The 23,842-nt window shown below is 67.7% G+C and carries 23 protein-coding genes and 1 pseudogene; 15 read left to right on the forward strand and 9 right to left on the reverse strand.

Going from position 1 to position 23,842, the window contains the following annotated elements; translation table 11 throughout:
• Positions 1-176: 176 nt before the first annotated feature.
• Positions 177-1,742: an alpha-L-arabinofuranosidase B gene (locus AB0B64_RS54730; protein ID WP_358202283.1), complete on the reverse strand. Its 1,566-nt coding sequence runs from the start codon at positions 1,740-1,742 to the stop codon at positions 177-179.
• A 310-nt stretch (positions 1,743-2,052) separates the two neighbouring features.
• Positions 2,053-2,439: a hypothetical protein gene (locus tag AB0B64_RS54735; protein WP_358202288.1), complete on the reverse strand. Its 387-nt coding sequence runs from the start codon at positions 2,437-2,439 to the stop codon at positions 2,053-2,055.
• Positions 2,440-2,621: 182 nt separating this feature from the next.
• Between AB0B64_RS54735 and AB0B64_RS54740 the strand changes: the two are divergent.
• Together AB0B64_RS54740 and AB0B64_RS54745 are read left to right on the forward strand one after the other, a co-directional pair.
• A pseudogene (locus AB0B64_RS54740) lies at positions 2,622-2,861 on the forward strand (hypothetical protein); the annotation flags it as partial.
• Between the two features lie 67 nt (positions 2,862-2,928).
• The gene (locus AB0B64_RS54745) at positions 2,929-3,876 is read left to right on the forward strand and encodes a DUF1152 domain-containing protein (protein WP_358202296.1); all 948 of its coding nucleotides are present in this window, start codon (positions 2,929-2,931) and stop codon (positions 3,874-3,876) included.
• Between the two features lie 68 nt (positions 3,877-3,944).
• Here AB0B64_RS54745 and AB0B64_RS54750 read toward each other — a convergent pair whose 3' ends face one another.
• On the reverse strand, positions 3,945-5,180 hold the full coding sequence (locus tag AB0B64_RS54750; RefSeq protein ID WP_357959667.1) for a helix-turn-helix transcriptional regulator: 1,236 nt from the start codon (positions 5,178-5,180) through the stop codon (positions 3,945-3,947).
• Positions 5,181-5,279: 99 nt separating this feature from the next.
• On the opposite strand from AB0B64_RS54750, the gene AB0B64_RS54755 reads away from it, so the two are divergent.
• The 4 genes from AB0B64_RS54755 to AB0B64_RS54770 all read left to right on the forward strand — a co-directional run bounded on the left by AB0B64_RS54755 (position 5,280) and on the right by AB0B64_RS54770 (position 6,923).
• Positions 5,280-5,687: a hypothetical protein gene (locus AB0B64_RS54755; protein ID WP_357959664.1), complete on the forward strand. Its 408-nt coding sequence runs from the start codon at positions 5,280-5,282 to the stop codon at positions 5,685-5,687.
• Between the two features lie 11 nt (positions 5,688-5,698).
• Positions 5,699-6,058 (forward strand): hypothetical protein, encoded by a 360-nt coding sequence (locus AB0B64_RS54760; protein ID WP_357959661.1) that lies wholly within the window; start codon positions 5,699-5,701, stop codon positions 6,056-6,058.
• Positions 6,059-6,229: 171 nt separating this feature from the next.
• A complete protein-coding gene (locus tag AB0B64_RS54765; protein ID WP_357959658.1) occupies positions 6,230-6,550 on the forward strand; it encodes a hypothetical protein in 321 nt (106 codons plus the stop codon).
• A 22-nt stretch (positions 6,551-6,572) separates the two neighbouring features.
• Positions 6,573-6,923 carry a hypothetical protein gene (locus tag AB0B64_RS54770; protein WP_357959655.1) on the forward strand — a complete coding sequence of 117 codons (351 nt, stop codon included), beginning with the start codon at positions 6,573-6,575 and terminating at the stop codon, positions 6,921-6,923.
• A gap of 121 nt (positions 6,924-7,044) precedes the next feature.
• Here the strand turns inward: AB0B64_RS54770 and AB0B64_RS54775 are convergent, their stop codons facing one another.
• Positions 7,045-7,881: a hypothetical protein gene (locus AB0B64_RS54775; RefSeq protein ID WP_357959652.1), complete on the reverse strand. Its 837-nt coding sequence runs from the start codon at positions 7,879-7,881 to the stop codon at positions 7,045-7,047.
• 414 nt (positions 7,882-8,295) lie between these two features.
• On the opposite strand from AB0B64_RS54775, the gene AB0B64_RS54780 reads away from it, so the two are divergent.
• Positions 8,296-8,613 carry a hypothetical protein gene (locus AB0B64_RS54780; RefSeq protein WP_357959649.1) on the forward strand — a complete coding sequence of 106 codons (318 nt, stop codon included), beginning with the start codon at positions 8,296-8,298 and terminating at the stop codon, positions 8,611-8,613.
• A 164-nt stretch (positions 8,614-8,777) separates the two neighbouring features.
• On the opposite strand, the gene AB0B64_RS54785 is transcribed toward AB0B64_RS54780, so the two are convergent.
• From AB0B64_RS54785 to AB0B64_RS54795, 3 genes are read right to left on the reverse strand one after another with little or no spacing between them, the layout of a single operon-like run.
• Positions 8,778-9,971 (reverse strand): ATP-grasp domain-containing protein, encoded by a 1,194-nt coding sequence (locus AB0B64_RS54785; RefSeq protein WP_357959646.1) that lies wholly within the window; start codon positions 9,969-9,971, stop codon positions 8,778-8,780.
• A 37-nt stretch (positions 9,972-10,008) separates the two neighbouring features.
• On the reverse strand, positions 10,009-11,367 hold the full coding sequence (locus tag AB0B64_RS54790; RefSeq protein WP_357959643.1) for a condensation domain-containing protein: 1,359 nt from the start codon (positions 11,365-11,367) through the stop codon (positions 10,009-10,011).
• Positions 11,364-12,836: an AMP-binding protein gene (locus AB0B64_RS54795; RefSeq protein WP_357959640.1), complete on the reverse strand. Its 1,473-nt coding sequence runs from the start codon at positions 12,834-12,836 to the stop codon at positions 11,364-11,366. The genes AB0B64_RS54790 and AB0B64_RS54795 overlap by 4 nt, the downstream gene beginning before the upstream one ends.
• Before the next feature lie 26 nt (positions 12,837-12,862).
• Here AB0B64_RS54795 and AB0B64_RS54800 point away from each other — a divergent pair, with 26 nt between their 5' ends.
• The 4 genes from AB0B64_RS54800 (at position 12,863) to AB0B64_RS54815 (ending at position 16,915) form a co-directional block, all read left to right on the forward strand.
• Positions 12,863-13,054 (forward strand): hypothetical protein, encoded by a 192-nt coding sequence (locus AB0B64_RS54800; protein ID WP_357959637.1) that lies wholly within the window; start codon positions 12,863-12,865, stop codon positions 13,052-13,054.
• A gap of 62 nt (positions 13,055-13,116) precedes the next feature.
• On the forward strand, positions 13,117-13,620 hold the full coding sequence (locus AB0B64_RS54805; protein ID WP_358202347.1) for a hypothetical protein: 504 nt from the start codon (positions 13,117-13,119) through the stop codon (positions 13,618-13,620).
• A complete protein-coding gene (locus AB0B64_RS54810) occupies positions 13,617-15,860 on the forward strand; it encodes a bifunctional polysaccharide deacetylase/glycosyltransferase family 2 protein (RefSeq protein ID WP_358202356.1) in 2,244 nt (747 codons plus the stop codon). The genes AB0B64_RS54805 and AB0B64_RS54810 overlap by 4 nt, the downstream gene beginning before the upstream one ends.
• A gap of 71 nt (positions 15,861-15,931) precedes the next feature.
• On the forward strand, positions 15,932-16,915 hold the full coding sequence (locus AB0B64_RS54815; protein WP_358202366.1) for a BtrH N-terminal domain-containing protein: 984 nt from the start codon (positions 15,932-15,934) through the stop codon (positions 16,913-16,915).
• Here AB0B64_RS54815 and AB0B64_RS54820 read toward each other — a convergent pair.
• Positions 16,912-17,865 carry a GntR family transcriptional regulator gene (locus tag AB0B64_RS54820; RefSeq protein WP_358202372.1) on the reverse strand — a complete coding sequence of 318 codons (954 nt, stop codon included), beginning with the start codon at positions 17,863-17,865 and terminating at the stop codon, positions 16,912-16,914. The genes AB0B64_RS54815 and AB0B64_RS54820 overlap by 4 nt on opposite strands.
• 217 nt (positions 17,866-18,082) lie before the next feature.
• Between AB0B64_RS54820 and AB0B64_RS54825 the strand changes: the two genes are divergently transcribed.
• Both AB0B64_RS54825 and AB0B64_RS54830 read left to right on the forward strand, forming a co-directional pair.
• The gene (locus AB0B64_RS54825) at positions 18,083-19,048 is read left to right on the forward strand and encodes a hypothetical protein (RefSeq protein ID WP_358202380.1); all 966 of its coding nucleotides are present in this window, start codon (positions 18,083-18,085) and stop codon (positions 19,046-19,048) included.
• A gap of 194 nt (positions 19,049-19,242) precedes the next feature.
• Complete coding sequence (locus tag AB0B64_RS54830; protein WP_358202385.1) at positions 19,243-22,002, forward strand: CARDB domain-containing protein; 2,760 nt, start codon at positions 19,243-19,245, stop codon at positions 22,000-22,002.
• 93 nt (positions 22,003-22,095) lie between these two features.
• On the opposite strand, the gene AB0B64_RS54835 is transcribed toward AB0B64_RS54830, so the two are convergent.
• Complete coding sequence (locus tag AB0B64_RS54835) at positions 22,096-23,025, reverse strand: hypothetical protein (protein WP_358202390.1); 930 nt, start codon at positions 23,023-23,025, stop codon at positions 22,096-22,098.
• On the opposite strand from AB0B64_RS54835, the gene AB0B64_RS54840 reads away from it, so the two are divergent.
• Complete coding sequence (locus AB0B64_RS54840) at positions 23,004-23,573, forward strand: Rrf2 family transcriptional regulator (protein ID WP_358202395.1); 570 nt, start codon at positions 23,004-23,006, stop codon at positions 23,571-23,573. The two genes, AB0B64_RS54835 and AB0B64_RS54840, sit on opposite strands and share 22 nt — an antisense overlap.
• Positions 23,570-23,842 carry a hypothetical protein gene (locus tag AB0B64_RS54845; protein WP_358202404.1) on the forward strand — a complete coding sequence of 91 codons (273 nt, stop codon included), beginning with the start codon at positions 23,570-23,572 and terminating at the stop codon, positions 23,840-23,842. The genes AB0B64_RS54840 and AB0B64_RS54845 overlap by 4 nt, the downstream gene beginning before the upstream one ends.

The raw sequence follows: 23,842 nt of genomic DNA on the forward strand, positions 1-23,842 counted from the left end.
TATTTCGGAGATCGGCCGCCTATGCAGCCGTGCAACCTGGGATGACATTCACCCCGTAGCCGAAAATTTCGGAAATTAGCTGAAATGGAGCCACTCCTTCACCCGACGGTCTGGGGAGAACGGCGAGAGCCGCCCCCAAGGACCGGGGACGGCTCCACTCAGGTGGGCGATGTCATCTACGCCCAGGATTGTTCGACGATCCAGCTCACGTCGTTGGCCCATGAGGTGGCGCTGTCGAAGGCGTTAGAGCCGCCGTTGCTGGCGATGTAGACGATGTTGTTGTAGTGGCGGATGAACCGGGTCGGGAAGTTGTAGGAGGCGAGCGAGGAGCCCTGGCCGCTCTTGCCGGCCTGCGGGCAGAAGGTGGCGTCGGCGGCGAACAGTGAGCTGCCGTCGTTGTGCTGCCGGTACAGCTGGTAGTTCTGGTGCCGCAGGAAGTCGCCGGGGTAGTTCCTCGACTCGAACGACACGCACGAACCGCTGGCCAGGCCGCTGCGTACGATCCACGAGGCGTCGCTCTTGTCGAGAGACGAGCTGCCCGAGGTGATCACCGACGTGATGACCTGGTCGTTCTGGTGCCGGATGTAGCGGTCGGTGCAGCAGGCCGTCGTCGCGCGCAGCGAGATCGACGAGCCGGGGGTGAGCGTTCCGCCGGGGTTGCCGCCGCTCGACGGCGCGTATCCGGCGGCGACGATGCCGGCCTGCACCGAGTTCTCGGTGGCGTCCGACGGGTAGCCGGAGGTCATCACGCCCTCGTAGAAGGTGCCGGCGGAGCCGTTGCTGTTGTCGCCGCCGATCCCGAGGATGATCGCCCCTTCCTTCTTCATCGGGTTGTAGCCCGCGACGTTGGGGCGCGCTCCGTTGTAGTACGTCGACAGGTTGCCCGACTGCGCGTTGCCGGCCCGGATCGACCAGTGGTTCGGCTCGCCCTTGATGATGGCGGTCAGGAACCGGTGGTTCACGGTCGGGTCGTTCGCGTTGTAACCCGGGTTCACTCCGGAGAACAGGCCGTTCTCGAGGTCGGCCATGACCCAGGGGCCGTTGCCCGTGCCGTAGCCCCAGACCTTGATGTTCCCGAAGTAGATGGCCTCCATGGTGCCGTTGCCGTTGTCACGGCTGTTGGTCTCGGCGTTGCCGTAGTCGAAGCAGCAGCCGCCGTTGTAGTGCGTGCCGTCGAAGACCGCGTACATTCCCTCGGGCTGATCTCCCTTCGCGACGCCGTTGGTGTTGTTGTTGCGGTAGCCGGTGCCGGGAGCCACGTAGACGCCGTACGCCTTGTGACCGTTGATCATCGTCGGCGCGGCGGTCGCGTTCGCGAGGTTGTCATACCCACCCGGAGCCGGGCCGGGGAACCCGCCGGGGGGCGCCTGGGTGAGGTTGTTACCGCGACCGGACTGGTCGTAAATGATGGTGATGAGGCAGGTCGTACCCGCGCAGAACGAATCCTGGGTGGCGGCGTTGGCGTATCCGCCCGCGCTCAGGAGGCCGATGTTCCTGGTGGTGTTGTCCGAGGTGCGGCGCACCTGGTAGAGCGAGCCGTTGTAGGTGCCGTACAGGGCGCGGGTCGTACTGTGCGCCGCGACGCACGGGGTGCCGGCGGCGGCGTAGATGTCACACGACAGCGACGTAGCGGCCTGGGACGGCGTGGTGACCCCGGCCAGGAGGCCGGCGGCGAGCGCGACGGCCGCACCGGCGGACAGCAGTACCTTTTTAAGCTGCCGTAATTGGGACCGAACAATCATGATGAACCTCTGCCTTTCAGGGGGGCGTCGCTATATTCCAGGCACAGGTCATTAACGAAAGACGCAAAGGACGCCGCCGTACGGTCGTGCGCACAGCGACATACCTGCCGGCCTGCGACATCGCGACAGGGGCGGAAAGGAGGTTACATTGTTAGCGCTAACATTTCTGCGTGCTATAAGACCTCCAGAGACGCGCTTATGGGGTGACTGGCTCACTATGGATCGGGAGCCTATGTTGCGTCAAGGTTTCGGCAGAGTTATGAAAACGCGCGCGGTCAGAACGATCACCGGGAAACCCCGCATCGCCGCTCTAACAGCCGGGCACTCCTACCGCTTCGTCTGGTGGTGCCGTGCACACGGCCGGCTCCTCCACGTGGACCGGGCCGCCTCGATCTCTGGTGACGAACGCGATCGCGAGGGCGACGAATGCCGCCACGATCACGCCGTAGGTCCATGCGCCCGCCTTGTTGTTCAGCGCCAAACTGGCGATGAAACCAACCGGTGGCGCGCCCAGCCCGAGGATCAACATGGCTATCCCGCACACCAGGAAGAGGGTTTCGTTCACCGAGGCGCCGTCGGCCACGGTAAAGGCGAACGAGAACGCCAGAACACCCAAGGTGGGTGTGCCGATGAGCCATAGGAGACCGAGAAGCAGGAGCGCTGTCCCGCCCTTCGGCTGCCGCTGATCCGGTTCCATGATCGGCCCCGTCATGCCTATTGGTCGCCGACAGCAGCTGACGAGTTCGTGATCTGTCGCAAGGGTTGCCAAGCCGTTATCGATCAGTAGAGCGGTTGTCGTAGGTCGTGAGTCTTCTCGGGCGACAGTACAGTCGACGCCGTGGCATACGACCCCGCGCCGCTTGAGTTCCGGCCGCCAAGGCGGTCGTCCATCTGCACCCACGGCCCGCCGCCGCCGTCGCCTGCCTGCCGCCGTGGTCGCCACGCAGCGCGATCCCGCCGCTCACGCCGTACTTCGTCATGCGGGTCGGACAGACGCCACTGATCGGGTACGCCGCTCCGGGGGGCGACCGCGAACCCCGCTTCCTCGCCGACGCGGAGATCCGCGAGCTCACCGGCAAGTACGGGACTCCCTGGAACATGGGCGCGCGCCTCGCCTGAAGGACCTGGGCGCGCTTGACGCGGTCGTGTCGAGCGCTTCGACCAGGTTTACGGAAAGATGTGACGCATGTTCGGCACGCCGCTGTCCGCCCGGCTTGAGCGTTCCAGCCGGATCCTCGTCGCCGGCGCGGGCGGAGGCTTCGACGTGTACGCCGGGTTGCCCCTTGCCCTGTCTCTTCGGGAGGCCGGCAAGCAGGTGCACCTGGCGAACCTGTCGTTCAGCCACCTCGACGCCCTCGACCTGGACGTCTGGCTGTTCGAGGACGTGGCGGAGATACGCCCGGACACCACGGCCCGCGACTGGTACTTCCCCGAGGGCTGCCTGGCCCGCTGGCTGGCCACGCACGGCCAGCCGTCGACCGTGTACGCCTTCCCCAAGGTGGGCGTCCGCCCGCTGCGCGCCGCGTACGCCAAGCTCGCCGAGCACCTCGACCTGGACGCGGTCGTCCTGGTGGACGGCGGCACCGACATCCTCATGCGCGGCGACGAAGCCGGCCTCGGCACCCCGGCCGAGGACATGACGAGCCTGGCCGCCGTCCAGGCTCTCGACGTCCCCGAGAAGATCGTGGCCTGCCTGGGCTTCGGGGTGGACGCCTACCACGGCGTCAACCACGTACAGGTCCTGGAGAACCTGGCGGCCCTGGAACGCGACGGCGCCTACCTGGGCACGTCGTCGGTCTCCAGGTCCACGAAGGCGGGTGCGCTCTATCTCGACGCCGTCGCGCACGCCCAGGCCGAGCTGCCGACGTACCCGAGCATCGTGAACGGCTCGATCGCGGCGGCCGTACGCGGCGAGTTCGGGGACGTGCGCTTCACCGACCGGACGAAGGGCAGCGAGCTGTTCGTCAACCCGCTCATGGCCATCTACTTCGCCGTGGACCTCGACGCGCTGGCCCGGCGCTCGCTCTATCTGGACCGGCTCCGGGACACCGAACTCATGCGCCAGGTCGTCTCCGTCATCGAGACGTTCCGCGACGAGGTGACACCCCGTCCGCCAAAGGCGTTCCCGCACTAGGGACTCCGGCCCGAGCAAGTCGTGCTGTCCAACGGGAGTGTCGAACTGATGGGTCGCGACGTCCGTCTTCACACGCCGAGCTGTGGTTGCTGCGACTTCGACGATCGACCGTACAGCTCGCGGTACGCCTCGCGTAGTTCGACGACTTCGGCCAGGCCGTGCCCCTCGATGCCCGCGATGACCTCCTGGGCCCGCCAGTAGTTCGAGGGTACGAGTAGGCCGCTCATGACCGCCTGGAGGGTGATGTGACCAGCCTCTCCCGGTTCGTCCGTGGCGAGCAGGGCCAAAGCCAGATCGAGCCGAGCGGAGGCGGCTCTGCGCGGGCGCGGCCCACCGTCCTCCGTGGACTCCAACCGAGCGAGTACCTGCCGTGCGTAGCCCACGGCCGCAGGATCGCCCAGCCACGATAGCGTCGTCGCGGTGTATGCCTCGCTCTTGGCGGGGTCATATCGGAAGTGATGCTCTGGCTGGTCCGGGATAGGCATCGGAGAGACCATCTGGTGAATCCGGTTCAGCGCGGCCCTGGTCTCGGTTCCCTTCCCCATCCGCGCCCACGCCCGGCCTTCCTGCCCGGTCGCCTGGACGTAGGCCGAACTCCTGCGCGGAGCGACGTCTTGCGCTCCCTGGGAGAGGATCATCGCGTGCTGGTACTCGCCCTCGGTGAGAGCCTGCCACGCCTCTGTTTCCAGGCACCACGCCTTGATCTCGGAGTGCTCGGCGTGGCCGGCCAGCTGTCCGGCGGTCCGCAGGCGTGCCGCCGCAGCGGGGTATTGCCGCAGGTCGATGTGGCAGGTTGCCGCAAGCAATGACAGCCAACCGCCGGCCACGAGCAGGCGTCGATGCTCGGCGATGGTCTTCTTGCCGTCGAAGAGCCGCACGACGTACTCCAGGTGCCGCTTCACTCGTACAAGCAGCTGGCCCGGAGGCGTGCGAGGGTAAGCCGACGACAGGTCATCCACGGCGAGTTCCAGCCGTTCCAGGGTCTCCCGGCCGACGTCGCTGGCCCCCGCTCGACGGGCGAGCTCGATCGCGTCGATCTCGTCGCCGAGGTACGTCGCTTCGTCCTCGTCGTGGAAGAGAGCGTGTTCGCTCAACCCGTACACGCGGCAGTACAGCTCGGCGTACTCATCGTCCGGCCGGTGCTTCCCGCACTCGTGGTCCCGGATTCTGCGAATTATGCTCTCCGGCTCAGGCAGGACCCTGTCTGCGACCCTGGACAGTTGCCGGGCAAGATCCCGTTGAGACCATCCTCGCCTGGTCCGCTCGATGCGTAGCCGACCGGCCCAGGCCGGAACCTTGCTCATCACACGCACCTCCGGGGGACGAGCGGACACAGGCGGATGGCAGGGTGCGCCACCGGTGTCCTCTCCCGCAGTCGTACCACAGGCGAGTGTGATGGAACCGTGCACTGGGACACGAACAACCGCGACGCGATGACCGACACCGGCGCGCACGCGCTCATGGCCACTGACCCGAACGTCCGCGAGGTCGTTGCCGATGCCGCTCTCCTGCTGGACCTCCGCGGCCGTCAGCTCTCGGTGCTCCGCAACACCTATCCGGGCTGGGACATCGACTATGAGAGCGATGCGTCCGGGCGGATGTGGTGGACAGCCGAGCTCCGCAGGACGCTCACTTTGGAGATGGCGACGGAAGGCGTCATGCGGATCGTCCGGCAGGAGGACGCCATCGCGCTCGCGTCCACGCTGGCCTGGCAATCAGCCCTCTTGCACAACACGCGGTCAGGCATCAGTCCGCCGAACACCCCGTCCACTAGTGACCCCCCTAGTCCCCCGTTACGCTGCTCCGCATGAACAAAACGGCCATGATCGAGACCTGGCGTCGTCTACTGGACCCCGCCAAGTCCTGGGTGCTCTTCGCCAACGGAACCTGCGTCATCTTGATGGAGCCGACCGACGATCTCGGCCAGCAGGCGACCTCGCTCTTACGGGAGTACGGTCCCGTTCACGCGGGCACCCCGGCCGGAGACTTCGACATCGTTGACCTGGACGACGCACCCGGTTGGGCCGTAACCGGCCATCATCCCGACGTTCTCACGTACGTCGATCCCAGCGAGTTGGAGAACCACGATGATCTCACGGTCGGCCTCTTCGGCCGTAGCAAGCGCGATCAAGACGGGCACGATTTGATCGTCATTCACATCGAAGATAAACACACCGCCTGAGGCAGAGCCAGATTGAGATCTCCCTTGGAGCCCTAACCTTCGGCTGACCAGCTCACCCCCCACAAACCGGCCCCATCGTCCATGGAAATCCATGACTCTCCGTAGCTGTTGTTAGCACACCCGTTAGCAAGATCAACTGCGCGCTCAGCCCGGATCGGTCACACTGGAGGCATGGATGCGAAGGGATACGGAGAAGTCCGCCCTTACGTCATGCCCGACACGTTGGAAGAGCTCACCGGGCCCGTCAGGGGTGTCATCGTGCTTCCCCATCACCTCGGCTGGGGACCAAGGCGTAGCTGCGACCTGGAGCAGACCGCCGATGCCCAGCTGATGTATATGCGGGTGATCCGGGAAAGTGCCACGCCGGATGACCTGCGGCGCTTCCTGAACGCCTCGCTCCTGCGGGCCCTCTGGCCCGAGTTGGTCCTGCCTCCACAGGTTCGCGCCCTGTGGACCAGCCGTTTCCCCGAACTGCAGCGTCAAGCCGCATAAATGGACAACTGCCGCCCGGGAAGTGCTGGCCCGGCTGCGGATGCTGCATCCACAGTTGACGCTGATATGGGGCGACAGCGCCTACGCCGGGGTTCTGGTGGGCTGGGTCCGCCGTTTCCTCCGCCTCACCTTGAAGATCGTGACCAAACGGCCTGGCCAGACCGGGTTCAAAGTACTCGCGAGGCGAAGGATCGTCGAAAGAACGCACCCCTGGATGATGAACGCCCGCCGCAACGTGATCTTCGAGCGCAAGCCCTCGCACAGCGAAGCTCACCTGACCGTAGCCGCGATCACGCTCATGACCAGGCGGTTGACCAGGAAAAGGCCGCAGGCGTGGACCCGGAGGCCGGCATCCACTCCGCAGGCCGCCTGAGAGCGCGCCGTTGCCCACGAGGCGGTGCCGTCGCCGCCCAGATCGCTCCTACATCGATCTGCGCGACAACTATGCAGAACCTTGGTGGGTACGTTGAGTGTGCCGTTCCGCCACTCGTTGATCACCAGTCGTCGGTGATGAGGTGTTTGGGCGGGGCCGTGATCTTGACAGGTTTTCCCCATCCTCGGTAGATGATGTTCATCGTCATGGTGTAGGTGTCGCCGCCCTCCGGCCGGGTGAACCTCATGATGGCGTGGAAGCGTCGCGGCAGATGGTCCGGGCCTACCCAGAGTTTCCAGGTGATCGGCCCGCCATACACGAACTCCTCCTCCCGGGTGCCGAAGTACATCCCAGCCTGCCTCTCATCCAGCTTGGGAACCGTCACCGTGCCACTGTGAAGGGTCGTCTTCGCTCCCTCGAAAGTTCCGCCGTCGGTGCTGGTTGTTCCGTGGGAGGCGCCCAGTTTGAGGAAGCCCGGGTTGATCCCGTTGATCAGGTCCTCTCCCCAGATGACCCCGGGGAGGTTCCGCCCGCCGTAGGTCCATTTCCCCACTGTCGAAGGCGACTTCCAGGTGTACTTGCCGTCTTTGGAACGCACGTAGGCCTGCGAGTAGAAGTCCGGGCCGATGCTGATTTCCCGGGACCGGCCTGTCCCTCCTGGTTCATGGGAGATCGTCGTGGTTTCGGTGGCGTACACGCCTGAAGCACTGAAGCGGTACGCACCGGACGCCCTGATGTCCCAGGTGGCTGGGGGCCCGCCGCGTCGCTTGACGGAGAAGCGCACGCTGCTTTTCTTCGCGAACTGCTTCTTGATCGCTTTAACGACCGAGTCGAGAGTCTCCGATTCGGGTGCCGCGCGCACGGCGCCGCCGGGAATCGTGACGCTCAGCAGGCTGGCCACCACCAGCACGACGCTCATGCGTTTCATGCGCTGATCATCACAGAGGATGATCTCCATCTCATCACGGCAAGGCGCTGGGCTGGCCATCATCCGACTGTTGCGTTCACCGGTTGCTAGAAAGCCCCACGGGCCCTCCTGGCTGACGGGAAACGATCGCTTCCGTCCGTGATGTGCGATGAATTGCCCCATGGGCCCATCGGCAATTCAGCTCCACTAGTGTGCACTCCCCAACTACAGCTGACTGATCAACGGTGCAGGTTCAGAGACAACCTCCCAGAGGTCTTGGAAACCGGGGAAGAACGAGCTATCGGAAAAAGACCCAAGCCGAGTTCGGCAAGGCCGGAGTGACCGGCACCGACGTCAGGGACGTCGCCAGCCCCGAGACCCCTGACGATCCCCCGCGTTCCTCACGTTCAAGGCCGGACGGACTGCCAGGGCTGGATCAGTCCCGCTCCCGAGGGGAAGACCTGGGTGCTCCTCTCCGAGGACGAGAAGACCCGTCCCTTCCTGCATTCCGGCGGGATCGATCTCGCCGGTCCAGAGACGCTGAAGGCGATATTGGGCACAACTGATATCAAGCGACCCGGCGGCACCTACGACAACACCCGTACTACTGTCTACCAGGGGACGCTCACTTTCAGCCAGCTTTACAAGGCGTCGGCCGCGTTCCGGGCTCAGCACGACGGGAAGTACGCAAAGACCGAACTCTCGTGGCGGCTGTGGCTCGGAGAGGACCAGTTGGTGCGCAGGGTCCGTACCTCCCTGCCCGAAGGCTCGGCAAGCGCCTGATCTCCCACGTCGTCGACGCTCGCCTGACCGGGTGGGGCGCCAAGACAGACATCGCGGTCCCCTCCGCCGACGAGACAGCGGGACCGGACGACTGGAAAGACTCCCGGTACTGAACCTCGCCGCCGAAAGACCCATGTCAGCTCGATCCCGAGATCGTCCTATAGTCAGGCCAGTTCCGGCGTGCCCATCAGCTTGCCGAGATCGGTGACCGCCGTCCGGAGTTGGCCGGTCAGCGACTCGCCGTCGTCCGTGGACCAGCCGAGGGCGTACCCGGCCCTGGCCCAGTTCGCGGTCAGTGGCGGAAGGCGGCAGCCGGCCGCGGCGAGTTGCCGGACGATCTTGACGTCCGGCAGGCCGGCGAGCACCTCCACCGGGGCGACGTTCCGGCGGACGATGCCGGAGGCCAGCAGAAAGCGCACCTCGGCCCGGCGGGCGCGGGGTGGGCGGTCCGCCGCGAGCGGCCGGCCCAGCGCCAGGTGCGCCTGGTCGAGGTAGAGGTCGCGGCCATGCACCGCGGACACCAGTTCGGTGATGTAGTCGCCTGCCGGTCGTATCGTCCCCTCCAGCAGGACGGGGCGGCCGCCGTCGAGCTTCACCTCGACGTGCAAGATGGCCGATTCGACCTGCCAGGCGGCGATCAGGTCGTGGACGAGCGCGCTGACGGCGGCGTCGGGGCGTTCGGCCTGGTCGGTGGTGTGGGCGACTTCGAGAAAGCCGGTAGGGCCACCTGTCTGCTTGCGGGTCAGCGAGCAGAAGACCAGCTCGCCGCCCCGCACCACGGCCTCGACGCTCGCCTCCGCTCCGGGCAGGTACTCCTCCACGATGCCGGTACGGCTCGGCGAGATCGCCCGTACTCGCGGCCACCGGTCCAGCGCCTCTTCGACACTGTGTACGGCGAACACGGCGGCACTCGCGGAGGCGTCCGGCGGCTTCAGCACCGCGGCCTGGACTCCGGCGGCGAAGAAGCGGACGAGATCGTCGGGGCCGGTGACGGCCGAGTGCCGGGGGCCGGTCAGGCCGTGCCGCTGACCGGCCCAGCGCTGGCGGATCTTGCTGCGGGCGATGCGCGCCGCGCCGACTCCCGGACCCGGCAGGCCCAGTTCCCGCGCCACTGTCGCGGCGGTGATCAGCGATCCCTCGGCCAGCGTGGTCACCCCGTCGTGGCTGGCCGCCATCCGTACTAGCGACTCCACATCGGCCTTCTCATCGCGGACCTCGACCGGATGGAAACGATCGACGGCGTGCTCGAAACCGCCGCCGCTGACCCCGTCCGCGAGGGTGACCGACAGGCCGGCGCGCAGCCAGGCGGAAAAGGCCCACTCGCGGCGCGGGTCCGCACCGATGACGAACAACCTCACTGGCCCGCACTCCTAACTATGCCGATGACGAACAACCTCATCCGTCGCCGCTCCCAACTGTCCGGCCCGCGCTTTCGGCGAACCGGTCGAGGTTTGCGATGGTGCTCTCCCAGAGCGCGAGGACGTCCGCCTCGCTGTAGCGTTCGGGCTTGTACCGCAGGGCCGCCCGCAGGCCGCCGACGTCGTCTTCCGACCAGTACGTCAGGAGAGCCCCGTCCGGCCGGCCGAGGTGGACAGGGAACTCCTCGATCTCGGTGCCGGCGAAGGCGGCCTGGCGCAGGGCGGGGCCCATCCGCCGTGGCTGGGCGTTGAACGAGATGTACGGCAGCGACATCGAGTGGGTGAACCATTCCGGCACGGTGTCCGCGACGACCAGCGCCCATGGAACGCGCGCCGAGTCCAGCGCCGCGACGACCGCCTCGCGGAACGACCGCAGCTGCTCCTCTGGGTCGGCATGCCTGCCCCGGTTGACGACGGCGACCTGGTCGGCGAACCAGCCCACCGAGCCGTGCAGGTCGGGGCGGGGACGACCGGCGACCGCCATGATCGTCGCGGCGGGGAAATGATCACCCAGTTCGGCCGACGCCGCGTCCAGGGCGGCCAGGACGAGCTGGAGCCGGGTCAGCCGGAACCGCTTCGCGGCCGGCAGCAGGCGCTCGTACGAGTCCACGTCGAGCTGCCGCTCGATCCGCGGGACATCGGCCTGGTCAGCAGGCCCCTGGTCGGCGGTCCTCTGGTCGGCGGTCCCGCGGCCGACGGGCCTCCGCTCGACGGTCCCCCGGTCAGCAGGCCCCCTGTCGGGGAGGAGAACGTGCCGAGCGAGCTTCCGGCGCAGGTTGAGGCCGGCTGTGGACTCCAGGTAGTCGTTCTGGCGTTCCACCCAGCCGACGTACGCGGCCGGCGCCGGGGGCAGGTTCCCGGTCGACGCACCGATCTCCAGGTCGTAGAGGCGGTACAGGTCGCCCAGGAGGATCCGCCGCGACCACGCGTCAGAGACCAGGTGGTCGGTCACCAGCCCGAGCAGCGTCTCCGCGGCATCCGGAAGCGGGATGGCGACCAGCCGGGTCAGCGGTCCCCGCTCTATGTCGAACGGCCGCTCGGCCTCCCGCACCAGCGCCTGCCGAGCGTCGGCGAGGCGCGGCAGCCGTACCAGGTCAACCGGGTCGGCCGGGTCCAGCCGCCACAACGGCTTGTGCGGGTCGAAGGACGTGAGCAGGATCGGGTGCCGCCGTTGCAGCCGGAGCCAGGCCAGGTTCAGCGCGGAGAGGTCCAGTGAACCGCGTACGCGCAACGCGGAGATCGTGTGCTGCGGCCGGTAGAGCCCGGCCTCCGCGTCCTCGACCAGCCGGAGCAGGCGGCTGCGCTGAGTCCACGACGGGGTGATCGGGCCGGTCACCCGAGGCTCCGGTCGGCGAGGTAGCGGGAGATCTCTTCGACGGTGGGGTGGTCGAAGACCAGACCGTACGGGATCTCCGCTTCCAGCGCGTCCTCCAGCCGGGCGGCGATCTCCATCGCGGACATCGAATCGACGCCGAGCTCGAAGAGATCCGCGGTGAGCGAGATCGATTCGACGCCCAGGACCCGTCGGCAGGTTTCGACGACCAGCACGTTCCCCCCAGATTCGCTGGGCTTAACCGAGGCCGGGGCCAAGGCCGGGGCCGGGGCGCTGGCCTGGGAGCGCAGGTCCGTGCGGTCGATCTTGCCGTTCGGCAGCAGTGGCAGGTCCGTACGTACGACGAACTCATCCGGAACCGCCGCGGCCGGCAACTCCCGCAGAACCGCCTCCCGCAACACCCGAACCGGCGGCACGGCCGGTTCCCCCACGAGATAGGCGACAAGCCGTGCATCGCCCGCGACGACCACGGCGGCCTCCCGGACGCCGGCCACACCGCGCAGCACCCGTTCGATCTCTGGCAGTCGCAACCGGACTCCGCGCACCTTGACCTGCTGGTCCAGTCGGCCGAGCAGATGCAGCAACCCTCGCTCGTCCCACCGCCCCAGGTCGCCGGTGCGGTACACCTGCTCACCCGTGGGACCCGTCTCGAACGTACTGTCCGTGCCGAGGTAGCCCAGTGACCGATACGGCGTTGTCAGCACCACCTCGCCGACATCATCGGGCTCCCAGGACCCCGGCCGCAGTACGCCGACCGAGCACCCGGGCAACGGCCGCCCGACCGGCAACGGGCCGGTGCCCGGCTCGTCGGGCACTTCGAAAGCGCACTGGGCAAGGGTGGTTTCCGTCGGCCCGTACAGGTTGACCACCCGGCAGCCGGGCGCCACCCGGCCGCGCCAGTCGTTCACCAGCTCCGCGTGCAGCGGCTCCCCGGCGAAGAAGGCGACCCGCAGGGTCGGCACGGCGGTGTCCACGGCGGCGGTCGCCAGCCACCGCCGGACCAGCGACGGAACCGTGTGAACCAGCGTGATCCCGTACGTCCGCGCGAACGAGAAGACCCGTCCGGCGTCCCGCGACCGCGATCCCGGCAGGCAGAGTGTGGCGCCGCTGATCAGCGAGGTGAAGATGTCGCGCAGCACCACGTCGAAGGACCAGCTCGTCAGTTGCGCCATACGGTCGCCCGGCCCGACCTCGAAGGTGTCCCGCTGCCAGCGGAAGAAATGGGCCAGCGAGTCGTGCGCGCCCAGCACCGCCTTCGGACGCCCGGTGCTGCCGGAGGTGAAGCAGAGGTACGCGGGCGAGCGGGCGTCCAGCTTGGCGGGCTCGGCAAGCGGCGCCACCTGGTCCGGGACGGCCATCGGCCGGGTCTGCCCAGGCTCGAAGAGGCCGTCCGCGCGGACCAGAAAGCGCGCCACGCTGGTCATAGAGTCACGGAGCTCCGGCGACAGCACCGGATCGATGGGGAGGATCACGCAACCGGCGTAGAGCGTGCCACGGCATGGCGGCCCTGGACGCCTTGGGCCGCGTGTCGACAGACTTCGCCGTCTCCCTGCTCGACCAGGGCTTTGTTCCGGCATACTCGACCCTGCTCGGCCCAGACCAGCCGTGGACGATGGTCCCGGTCACCGCCACCGAAGGCGGCCGCCTCAACGACGGCTTCCGCGCCACGGTACGACTCAGACACCGCTAAGCACCCTGTCCAAATCACACTATTTCCCCACAAGTTACATCTGGTCACTACCATTTCCCGATGTGTCCCCTGAGCATCACCACACGACAGCCGTCTTCGTCGACCAGAGCGGTCGCCGGCGACGGCTGATCATGATCGGCTCGATCGCGTCCGGCGTGCTGGCCCTCGCGCTGCTCGCCGTCGTCATCGGCGGCTTGTTCTCCAACACGACGCTGTCGGTGACCGGGTGGCCGGGCGATCAGAAGGGCGGGATGGGCAGCACGGCTTCGCCCGACCCTTCACCGACGCCTCGGACGAGCCGCACCAAGCGACCCACCCCTTCGGTGACCCGCATCTCGTCGCGGCCCACTCCAAGCAGCACCCGGTCCGCCGTACGGTCGCAGGACCCTGCGACCGTACGGACCCCGTCGTCGTCGCCCAGCGTGAAGCCGAGCACGGAACCGGCACCGGAGCCGACCACCGAGCCCACGGTCGGGCCCACAGTCGAGCCCACCGACCTACCCCCGGGCCAGAACAAGACGCCGCCGGGGCTCGACCCGGACCGGACCAAGGGGCCGAAGAAGTGAGCGACCTGGCCGACCAGGGCAAGCAGGTCTGGCCGCGTCCGGCGGTCGCCGCCTGGCAGGATCCCACTTCGGCCCAGGCTGAGCAGGACCGACCGATCGCGCCCACGCCCCCTTCCGCCAAACGAGCCGACCCAAGAGGGCACTGGTTCCTGCTGGCCATCGGCATGCTGCTGGCGGCCGGCGCCCTCGTACTCAACGGGTACGTGACCAACGTCGTCGGCGAGACTCGCGCCGCTCCGCCCGCCACCGACCACCCTTCCGCACAGCTGGCGGAGATGCGGCGGGGCGGACCCGTGCTGAACCTCACGGGCAGCGAGCCCTCCAGCGCGCACCTGCCGAACAAGACGATCGCTCTCACCTTCGATGACGGCCCGGACCCCGCCTGGACGCCGGCGGTGCTCGACGCCCTGAAGAAGCACGGTGCCAAGGCGACGTTCTTCGTCGTCGGCTCGAAGGTCGCGAAATACCCCGATCTGGCTCGGCGGATCGTCGCGGAAGGCCATGAGCTGGGCAGCCATACCTACACGCACGCCGAGTTGGCGACGGTTCCCGGATGGCGGCTCAGGCTGGAGCTGTCCCTGACGCAGAAGGCCCTGGCGGGAGCGACCGGGCTGCACACCGCTCTGGTCCGCCCGCCGTACTCCTCCACTCCCGAAGCGATCACGGGCCCGCAATGGGAGAGCATGAAGGCAGTGGCGGCCGAGGGGTACCTCGTCACGCTGACGGATCTCGACACCAAGGACTGGAGCCGCCCCGGCACGCGGAAGATCGTGACCTCGTCGCTTCCGGCCGGGGGCCGGGGCGCGATCGTCATGATGCACGACTCGGGTGGCGACAGGCGGCAGACCGTCGAGGCCGTCGATCTGGTCCTGAAGGAGATCGCGGGCAAGGGCTACCGGGCGGTCACGGTGACCAAGGCCCTCGGCATGCCACCGGCACAGCAGCAGGCCGGCGGAGTGGACCGGTTCGTCGGCTCGGCCTTGAACGTGGCACAGCGCGTATCCGGATGGTTCACCGACGCCCTGTCGTGGGTGCTCGTCGCCGCGGGCGCGCTCACATTGGCGCGACTGGTCTTCTTCGCCGTACTCGCGTGGGTGCATGCCCGCCGTACCAGAGGTGGAAAGCGGCGAAGAGGGCGCGCGCCCGCGTGGCCGGCGGACCCGCCCGTGACGGTGATCGTGCCCGCCTACAACGAGGCGGCGGGGATCCAGGCGACGGTACGCTCACTGGCCGACACCACCTACCAGGGCCAGTTGGAGATCCTCGTCATCGACGACGGCTCGACCGACGAGACCGCCGAACTGGCCGCCGGGCTGGGATTGGCCAACGTACGGGTGATCCGGCAGCGCAACGGCGGCAAACCCGCGGCGCTCAACACGGGCATCGCGGCGGCCGGGCACGAGTTGATCATCATGGTGGACGGCGACACCGTCTTCGAACCCGCGACGATCGGCCACCTGGTACGCCAGCTCTCCGACCCCACGGTCGGTGCGGTGAGCGGCAACACCAAGGTCGGCAACCGGCGCGGCATGATCGGCCGCTGGCAGCACATCGAGTACGTCATCGGGTTCAACCTCGACAGGCGTGCCTTCGAGCAGCTCGACTGCATGGCGACCGTACCCGGCGCGATCGGGGCGTTCCGGCGTTCGGCGCTGGTGGCCCTGGGCGGCGTCAGCATCGACACGCTGGCGGAGGACACCGACCTCACGATGGCACTGTGCCGGGCCGGATGGCGGGTGGTCTACGAAGAGAAGGCCCTGGCGTGGACCGAGGCCCCGACCACGCTCGGCCAGCTGTGGAAGCAGCGCTACCGCTGGTGCTACGGCACCATGCAGGCGATGTGGAAGCATCGCCGCGCCGTCCTCGACCAGGACCCGTTCGGTCGCCGCTGCCTCGGCTACCTGGCGCTGTTCCAGGTGCTGCTGCCGCTGCTCGCACCCGTCGTCGACCTCATGGCGATCTACAGCACGGCCGTGGGCGATCCCCTGCCGGTGGTCGCGGTGTGGGCCGGGTTCGTCGCGGTGCAGGCGGTGACCGGCTGGTACGCGCTCCGCCTGGACGGCGAGCGCGCCTCGGCCCTGTGGGTGCTCCCTTTGCAGCAGTTCGTCTACCGCCAGCTCTTGTACCTCGTGGTGATCCAGTCATTGGCGACCGCGGTGCTGGGCGTACGGCTGCGCTGGCACACGGTACGCAGGGAGGGCACGTTCAGCGCACCCACCGCTCCCGGTCTCTTGCGCTGACGGCTTGACTCTTCCTCTGTGGGAGACCCCATGCTGCACACACCGATCGCCCGGCTACCGAGGAGAGCGACATGACCACCGTGCACGGCATCGAGGGCCGTGGCCTGCAGCACTGCGAGACGACGGCCCTGGGAGTGTTGCTGCGGCATGAGGGACTTGATCTGTCCGAGCCCATGCTGTTCGGGCTCGGCTCGGGCCTGTCCTTCATCTACTGGGACAGCAAAAGCATGCCGTTCCCCTTCCTCGGCGGGCGCGTCAAGCCCTTTGAACTCACCAGAAACCTGGCTGCCAGGCTCGGGCTGACGCTGTCGGTCGATGAGACCACCTCACTACGCAAGGCGTGGGAGAACGTGGCCGCCCAGCTCGACGCCGGTCGACCGGTCGGCCTCCAGCTCGACTCCTTCCACTTGGCCTACTTCCAGTCCAAGGTGCACTTCGGCGGCCACATCGTCGCCATGTACGGCTATGACGAGCACGATGCCTACCTGGTGGACACCGCGCAGCAGGGAGGGGCCGTACGTACGAGCCGGAACAGCCTGGCCATGGCGAGGGCCGAACGAGGCCCGATGACCGCCAGGAACCGCTCGTTCTCCATCACCCTGCCGGCGCACGCGCCCTCCTGGCAGGACCAGATCATCCCCGCGATCAAAGCCTGCGCCGACGCCTTCCTGACCCCTCCCATCGCGAACCTGGGCCACCGCGGCATCGAAAAAGCCGCAATCCAGGTGCCCAAGTGGCTGCTACGTACGGACGATCCGCGGCGTGACCTACCGCAAGCCGCCGTACTCATGGAGAAGGCCGGCACCGGCGGCGCCCTATTCCGCGCCCTCTATCGTGACTTCCTCGCCGAGTGCGCCGACCTCATCGACGATGACCGCCTGCGCACCGGTCACCGGTTGTACGCCGAGGCCGCCGCGCTGTGGACGAGCGTGGCCGACTCGATCGCGAAGGCCGGAGAGAGCGGCGACGCGGCGCAGCTTGAGCAGGCCGGCGCCATCCTCCACGACCTTTCGCGGATCGAGCGGGATGCCATGCAAGTGCTGAGTGAGCTTTAACCCCCGCCGCGGCCCTCCACCAAGACGGCGAAACCGTCGAGATGGCGCGCGAGGGCGTACTCGAACAGTCCGTTCAGGTCCGACGCCACTTCCTCGGGAATCGCGGCCAGCAGTGGAAAGCGTCCGCTGTGGAGGAGTTCGTCGGTTCGCTTCCGCTGGGCCAGCCACCACCGGTCGAGCGTCACGCCGGTCTCCTGCTCCGCTTCGACCTCATCCGCCATGGACAGAGCGATGGTGAGGACCAGGGTGTGCAGCGTGAGCGCCTCTTGGATCCCGGTCGCCGCGGGCAGCCCGAGCCCGTCGAGTGCGCGCAGGGTCCACTCTGTGTGCTCCATCATGTTGGGGACGAGCGACGGGCGAGTGAACGAGATGGCCCTCGGCAGCCAGAGGTGTCGCCGGCACAGCTCCCATTGACTGCGGGAGATCAGTTCGAGCTTGGCTCGCCACCCCTCCGGCCCCGGGACGGGCAGATCCGGTTCGCCGAAGGCTTCGTCGACCATCTGCGTCACCAGCTCGTCCTTGTTCGCCACGTGCCGGTACAGCGACATCGGACCGACGCCGAGTTCGGCCGCGAGCCGACGCATGGAGACGGCGTCGAGTCCCTCGGCGTCGGCGGTCGCGATGGCGGTGCGGAGAACCTGCTTCCGGTTCAGCCTGGTGATGCCGCCCTGACGCGGCTTCAGTGACGCGCTCGGGGCGGTCGGCTGCTGCCGGGCCGCGCGTGCGCTGACCACCGCGCCAGAACCGACCTTCGTCTCGACCAGCCCGTCGTCGCGGAGCGTCGCCATCACTTTGGTCGCGGTCGCGACCGCGACGCCCCATCGCTGGGCGATCTGCCGGATGGACGGCATCCGCTCGCCGGGCCGCAGGTCGCCGGTCAGGATCCGAGTACGGATCTCCGCGACGATCCGCCGGTATGGCGGGTCCGGTCGCTGCGTTGACGACGACATGTGCCCCCGATTCGTTTGGTGAGATCGCTACAGTGTACTAGTTCGATCGCTACAACACTAGTTCACTTTATTTGTCTTAAGCGCAGAATAGTGCGGCTTTCATGCCCTGCGTAGCTACTCTGTACGCATGACACTTAATACACCGTACGCACCGGCCCGATCGGAGGACCCGATGTCCTTCTCGTTAACCGAAGTGCGGTCGTGGCATCGACCATTGATGATCATGGTGGCGGCGATGTCCGCGCTCATCGTCGTCGCGCTCTTCGGCCTCCTCACAGACGGCCGCGAGCTCATGCAGCAGTCGATCTGGGTGAAGCCGCTGAAGTTCGGGGTGTCGTTCGTCATCCATGGCGCGACGCTCGCCTGGCTGTTGCCGAAGCTTCGCAAGGCGAAGCGCACGATGTGGAACCTCGGAACGGCCTTGGCCGTCGCCGGGATGATCGACGTCGGCTTCATCGCGGTACAGGCCGCTCGCGGCACCTACAGCCACTTCAACACCGGCGCCGACACGTTCAACACGATCGGACAGGTGGTCTTCTCCACAGGCGTGGTCGGGCTGTTCGGGGCGAACCTGCTCATCGCCATCATGCTGCTGTTCCAGCGGATCGGTGAACCGGCACTTACCTGGGCCCTGCGTGCCGGGATCGGGCTGGCCGTCATGGGCATGGGGCTGGCGTCCTTCATGGTCGGGACGGCCAACAGGACGCCCCGGATGGCCGAAGATGCCTACGGGAACCCGGTCCCGCTGGTCGGGGGCCACGGGGTGGGGGTGCCCGACGGCGACGGCATGCCGATCACGAACTGGAGCACCGTGGGTGGCGACCTGCGCGTTCCGCACTTCATCAGCCTGCACTCCATGCAGGTGTTCGTCCTCGCGGTGCTGGTTCTCACCGCCCTCGCGGCCCGGGTCAGCTGGCTGCGTGGCGAACGCGCCCGCGCCCAGCTGACCGGGGTCGTCATCGTGGGCTACGCCGCGCTGTTCGCCATCACGGCGTGGCAGGCGCTGCGCGGCCAGTCGCTGATCCACCCTGACCCGGCCACGTGGATCGCGCTCGGGGCGTCGGTTGCCGTGACCGCCCTGCTGGCGGTGCTGGCCATCTTGGCGGCCCGCCGCAGGGAGATGTCACCCGCCCGCCATGGGCGCACGCCCAACGTGCAGCACCTGTCCGGCAACCCCCGCTAGACCCAGCAGGCATAAAGGCGTGGGCCGACCTCAGGGGCGAATCGTATGACCAGCTGAACCTGTATCCCGCCGATGTGCGCGGGCCGCTCACGGAGCTGCTTCACACCTGACCCCGGCGCGCAGGACCGGGGCGGGGCAATTTCTGAGTAGGGGTTACTCATGGCGTCCCCGAGATGTGCGTCGACACTCGGTCCATGCGTATCCGCCGGGTGATCATGCCGCTCGTACTGACCGTCGTCGCCGTCATGCTCGGTGCCCCACCAGGGCACGCCGCAGGGTCGGTCCGTGGTGACTGTGAGTTCCTCGGGAGCTCGCCCCTCTCGGTCGCGGAAGGCGGGCGGCCCCGGGCCAGGATCACCTTTGTCAACGACAGCCAGGAGAGCGGGTGGTTCACCGCCACGGTTGAGGCCGGGTTCCACTACTGGCACACCACGCCGTTCTACCGGCAGCTGTTATCCGCCGAGACAGGGCTGGTGCAGGGTGAGTTCGACCTGCCGCCGGCGTACGGCGAAGGCCTCGGCGAGGCGAGCGGCGTACGGATAAAGATCACCTCGACGCTGTCGGGCGACACCACCATCGGCACGTGCGCCACCCAGCTGAAGGTGCACACGGGCCGTGACTCCGACCAGGACGGGCTGCTGGACGACTGGGAGACCAACGGCATCGACTACGACCAGGACGGCACGGTCGACCTCGCGCTGAACCAGCCCCCGTACAACGCCGACCCGAACCGGAAGGACATCTTCGTCGAGCTGGACGCGATGTTCTGCGTGGCGTCGTACTGCCCGCGCTCCAGGGAGCTCGACCCGACCGCCATCGCCCAGGTGGTGGCCGCCTTCGCGGCGCACGGCATCACCCTGCACGTACGTACCGGCGAGCGGGCCGCCGAGGTGGAGCGGATCTCCTTCGACACCGACAGTCCGGGCGCGTTGAACGACTTCGCCGACCTCAAGTTCGGCGACCCCGATCTGCCCTGCGACGGGAACTTCGGCGACGTGCTCGACCGGCTCTCACGCAACTGCGAGAACATCCTGGGCGCCAAGCGGCTGGTGTTCCGCTATGCCCTGTCGGCGCACGGGCTGACCGGGCTCGGCACCACGTCGGGGCAGGCCGAGGTCGGAGACGACTCCCAGTTCACCGTCGACGCCTCCCGCCTCGGCCGCATCGCCCTGCCTGGCGGCAACGACTTCGTCATCACACTCGGTGTTTGGGACAACAAGCGGATAACCGACAACGGCGGCCAGGTGGCGGCAGAGGCGGGCACGTTCCTGCACGAGCTCGGCCATACGCTCGGGCTCCAGCACGGTGGCATAGACAGCATCAACTGCAAGCCGAACTACCTGAGCGTCATGAACTACTCCTACCAGTTCCCCACGGCATCCACCGCGACCCGCCCCCTGGACTACCAGCCCCAAGAGCGCGCCCCCATGGCCGAGAACAACGGGCTCGACGAGGTGGGCGACGCCGTGCCAGGGGCCGGCGGGCGGACCGTCGTGTACGGGCTGGGAGGCGTCTGGAATACCACGCCGGCCAACAAACCGGTCGACTGGAACGGCGACGGCATCAAAGCGACGGGCCAGTCCGGGGACGTCAACCACATCATCCTGGGCCCCGACACCAAATCCTGTCCCGTCTCACTGGGCCAGACCCTGATCTCATGGAACGACTGGGAGCACCTGAACCTCAACTTCCGCGAGAGCCTGTGGTTCGAGGACGGCGCGCACAAGGGCGTACTCGGCCTGGGCGACACCGAGATCACCGCCGAGGCCGCGGCGAGTCTCAACCCACCGATCGACCTCACCGCCACCAAGACCGTGGACAGGCAGGACGCCTCTCCGGGCGACACACTCACCTACACCGTGAGCGTGGGCAACAAGGGACCCGCCACCGCCACGGCAGTGAAGATCGACGACACGATGCCTGACGGCACCGTCGTCCGCCGTACGACGTCCGACATCAAGACGGGGGACTCCGCACGGGAGACATTCACCTACGAAATCCCCTGTACGACTGCGGACGGAACCGTCCTGACCAACAAGGCGACCGTGTCCGGCACCAACGAGCGCGGATACGCCGAAACCGGCACCCTCTCCGACAACACCGCCGACGCGTCCACCACCGTACGAAAGCCGCTGATCGGCGTGGACGCCACCGCGCCCGCCACCGTCAACGCCGGCGAGGCCGCCGCCTATACCCTGACCTACCGCAACACCGGTGGCGCCCCCGCGCCCGCTGCCACGCTCACCGCGACGCTGCCCGCCGGCGTCTACTACAGCACCGCGCTCGACCAGAGCGCCGGACCCCGTCCCGGCTCCGTGACCAGGAACGCCGACGGCACCACCACGCTGCGCTGGAACACCGGCACGCTGCCCGCCCGCACCGGAACCGGCACGATCGCGTTCACCGCGCGACCGAGCCTGCTGCTCCTGAACGGGGCGAAGGTCACCGTACCGGTCTCGCTGAGCGTCGCCGGCTCGGGCCCGTGCCCGATCAGCCCTGTCACCGCTACGGCGGAAACCCGGATCACGACCGTCTCCCCGAGCCACGACCCCAAGCTGGTCACGTTCTGGGCACTGCGGCCCGACCTGCGCACCGCCGAGACACTCGCCCGCGTCCAGGCCACCGACAGCCGCTTCGACGGCACCGACGGCTCGGCCGCCGACGGCATGCTCTCCCGGCCGGAGTCCTCCGCGGTCCTCACGCTGCCGGTGACGCAGCCGCGCACGCTGCTGGCCGAACTCCTGGCCACCCAGCTCAACCTGGCCACCCGCCGGATCAACGCCGACACCGCTGTCGACACTCTCACCGCGCGCGCCCTGGGGTTGACGACGGTGGGTGACGCCGTCCGCCACGCCCAGGCCACCCTCACCCAGCCACCCACGCTGGACAACCTCATCCGCTACACGAAAGCCACCCAACTGCTCGCCGAGATCAACTCAGGTCTGGCGGTTTAGTACGCCTAGCCGGCCTCCCCGCGCCAGCTAGGGCACTCACCTTGCGAGTCAGGCGAGGGCCGGGTAGTGCGACCCAGGCCCTCGCCGGAGCGGTCACTTGATGTCCTGGGCGCTCCGCAGGTTCGTGAACGGGTTGAATGCCGGTGCTTTCGCCTGCAGCAGGTAGGCCTTCATGTCGCCCCCGTAGAAGGCGTTCGGGTTGGCCATCATGAAGTTCTTGCGGCGCCCGGCGTCCTCGTCGTTGCCGAGCGACAGCAGGTAGTTGATGGAGACGAAGTTGCAGAAGCCCTCCACGTAGGGCTTTTTAGAAAGCTTGTTCTCGTAGAGCCAGATGTGGGTGAGTTCGTGGACCAGGGTCTCCATGAAGGCCGCTTTGCGCATCCCGTTGAGAACAAAGATCGTGTAGCTGGTGATCTTGTTGTCCACACCCTGAGCCTTGCACAGGCCCAGCAGGGTGCCCTTCTCACCCAGCCCGTGACCCTCGGCCAGGATGACGTTCGCGGGCACCACCTTGACGCTGAAGTTCGGGATCTCCTTGGGGAAGGTCTCCTTCTTACTCTCGAACCACGAACGGATCCAGAACAGTCCGTCCTTGACGCAGGCTTCGACGTCGAAGGCCGGGCCGGAAGCGCAGAACGCGCACCGGGCGTCGTTCTCGGCCAGCAGCTTGGCCCCCCGCAAGGGGGTCTTGGACTCCGCCAGGTAGGCGGGAGTGCAGCAGGCCCGGCACGTCTGCGCGACGGAGCAGGGCTTGCAGAAGGAGAGTTCGGAGAACGTCCACGGACCCCAGACGGAGGTCATCGTCGTGGGCTTCACGGTGAATCTGATGATCTCGACGTACTCTTCCTTGCCCACGGTGAGCAGCGTCGTGCGCTCAGGACAACCGTCGCACCACTTCTTGGGGTACTTGGCCTCGTCGTCGTGCTCCCTGCAGAGTAGGGCCCGCTCCAGCCCGTTCTTTCCGTTGTACTCCTGGATGGGCTGATTGCTGCACATCTTGCATGTCGCTGTGTTGGCTTCCATGGCGTACAGCGTCAGGTGGGCCGCTTGCCGTCCGATGCACGCGCAATTTACGCACCAGCGCAAAGCCGAGATTGGGCCAGGGCGCGGCGCGGCTGCAGCACCTGGGCCTGCTGGAGACCGTCCGTGGTCGCAGTGGCGGGGTACGCCTCGCCGCCACGGCCCGCACTGCCTCGATCGGCGGCCTCGTACGCGAACTGGAGGGCGGGACCGAGGTCGTCGACTGCGACGGCGACCCGATACAGCCGCAGCGCGCAGGCGACCGGCGAGCAGAAGCACGCGCTGGCCGGTGCGGTCGCCGCGTTCGCCGGGCACCTGGTCGGCGCCGGCCCGGACGCCCCGGTCTTCGACCACATCGTGGAGCGCATCGCACAGCGACACTGCCCCCTGGGCATCCGCCCGGAGCAGTACACGGTGGTCGGCGCACCGAGGCGCACGACACAGCGTCGTTCATCCTCACGCCGGCCGACGGCGCACCCAGCCCACCCGCGACGTCACGGCCGTGCACGCCGACCGCAGTATGGAACGCCACCCGCTACGAGCCGACATGATCGCCAACGGCTCCCGGCTGCTGTCCTTCCGCAACCTCGTCTGGTACGAGCAGACGGTCCCGGACGCGCCGGATGCCTTCACCGGTTTCATCGACACCGACGCGATCCCCCTGCACCCCGAGGCGGATGTCTACCTGTGCGGTCCAGTCCCGTTCATGCAGATGGTCCGGGCCGGCCTGCACCGCCGCGGCGTACCGGACGAGCGGATCCGCTACGAGGTCTTCGGCTCCGAACAGTGGCGCCCGGCCCCCGTACCGACGCCGGCCTGA

This window comes from Nonomuraea sp. NPDC049129, from assembly GCF_040648495.1.
Lineage (GTDB): Bacteria > Actinomycetota > Actinomycetes > Streptosporangiales > Streptosporangiaceae > Nonomuraea.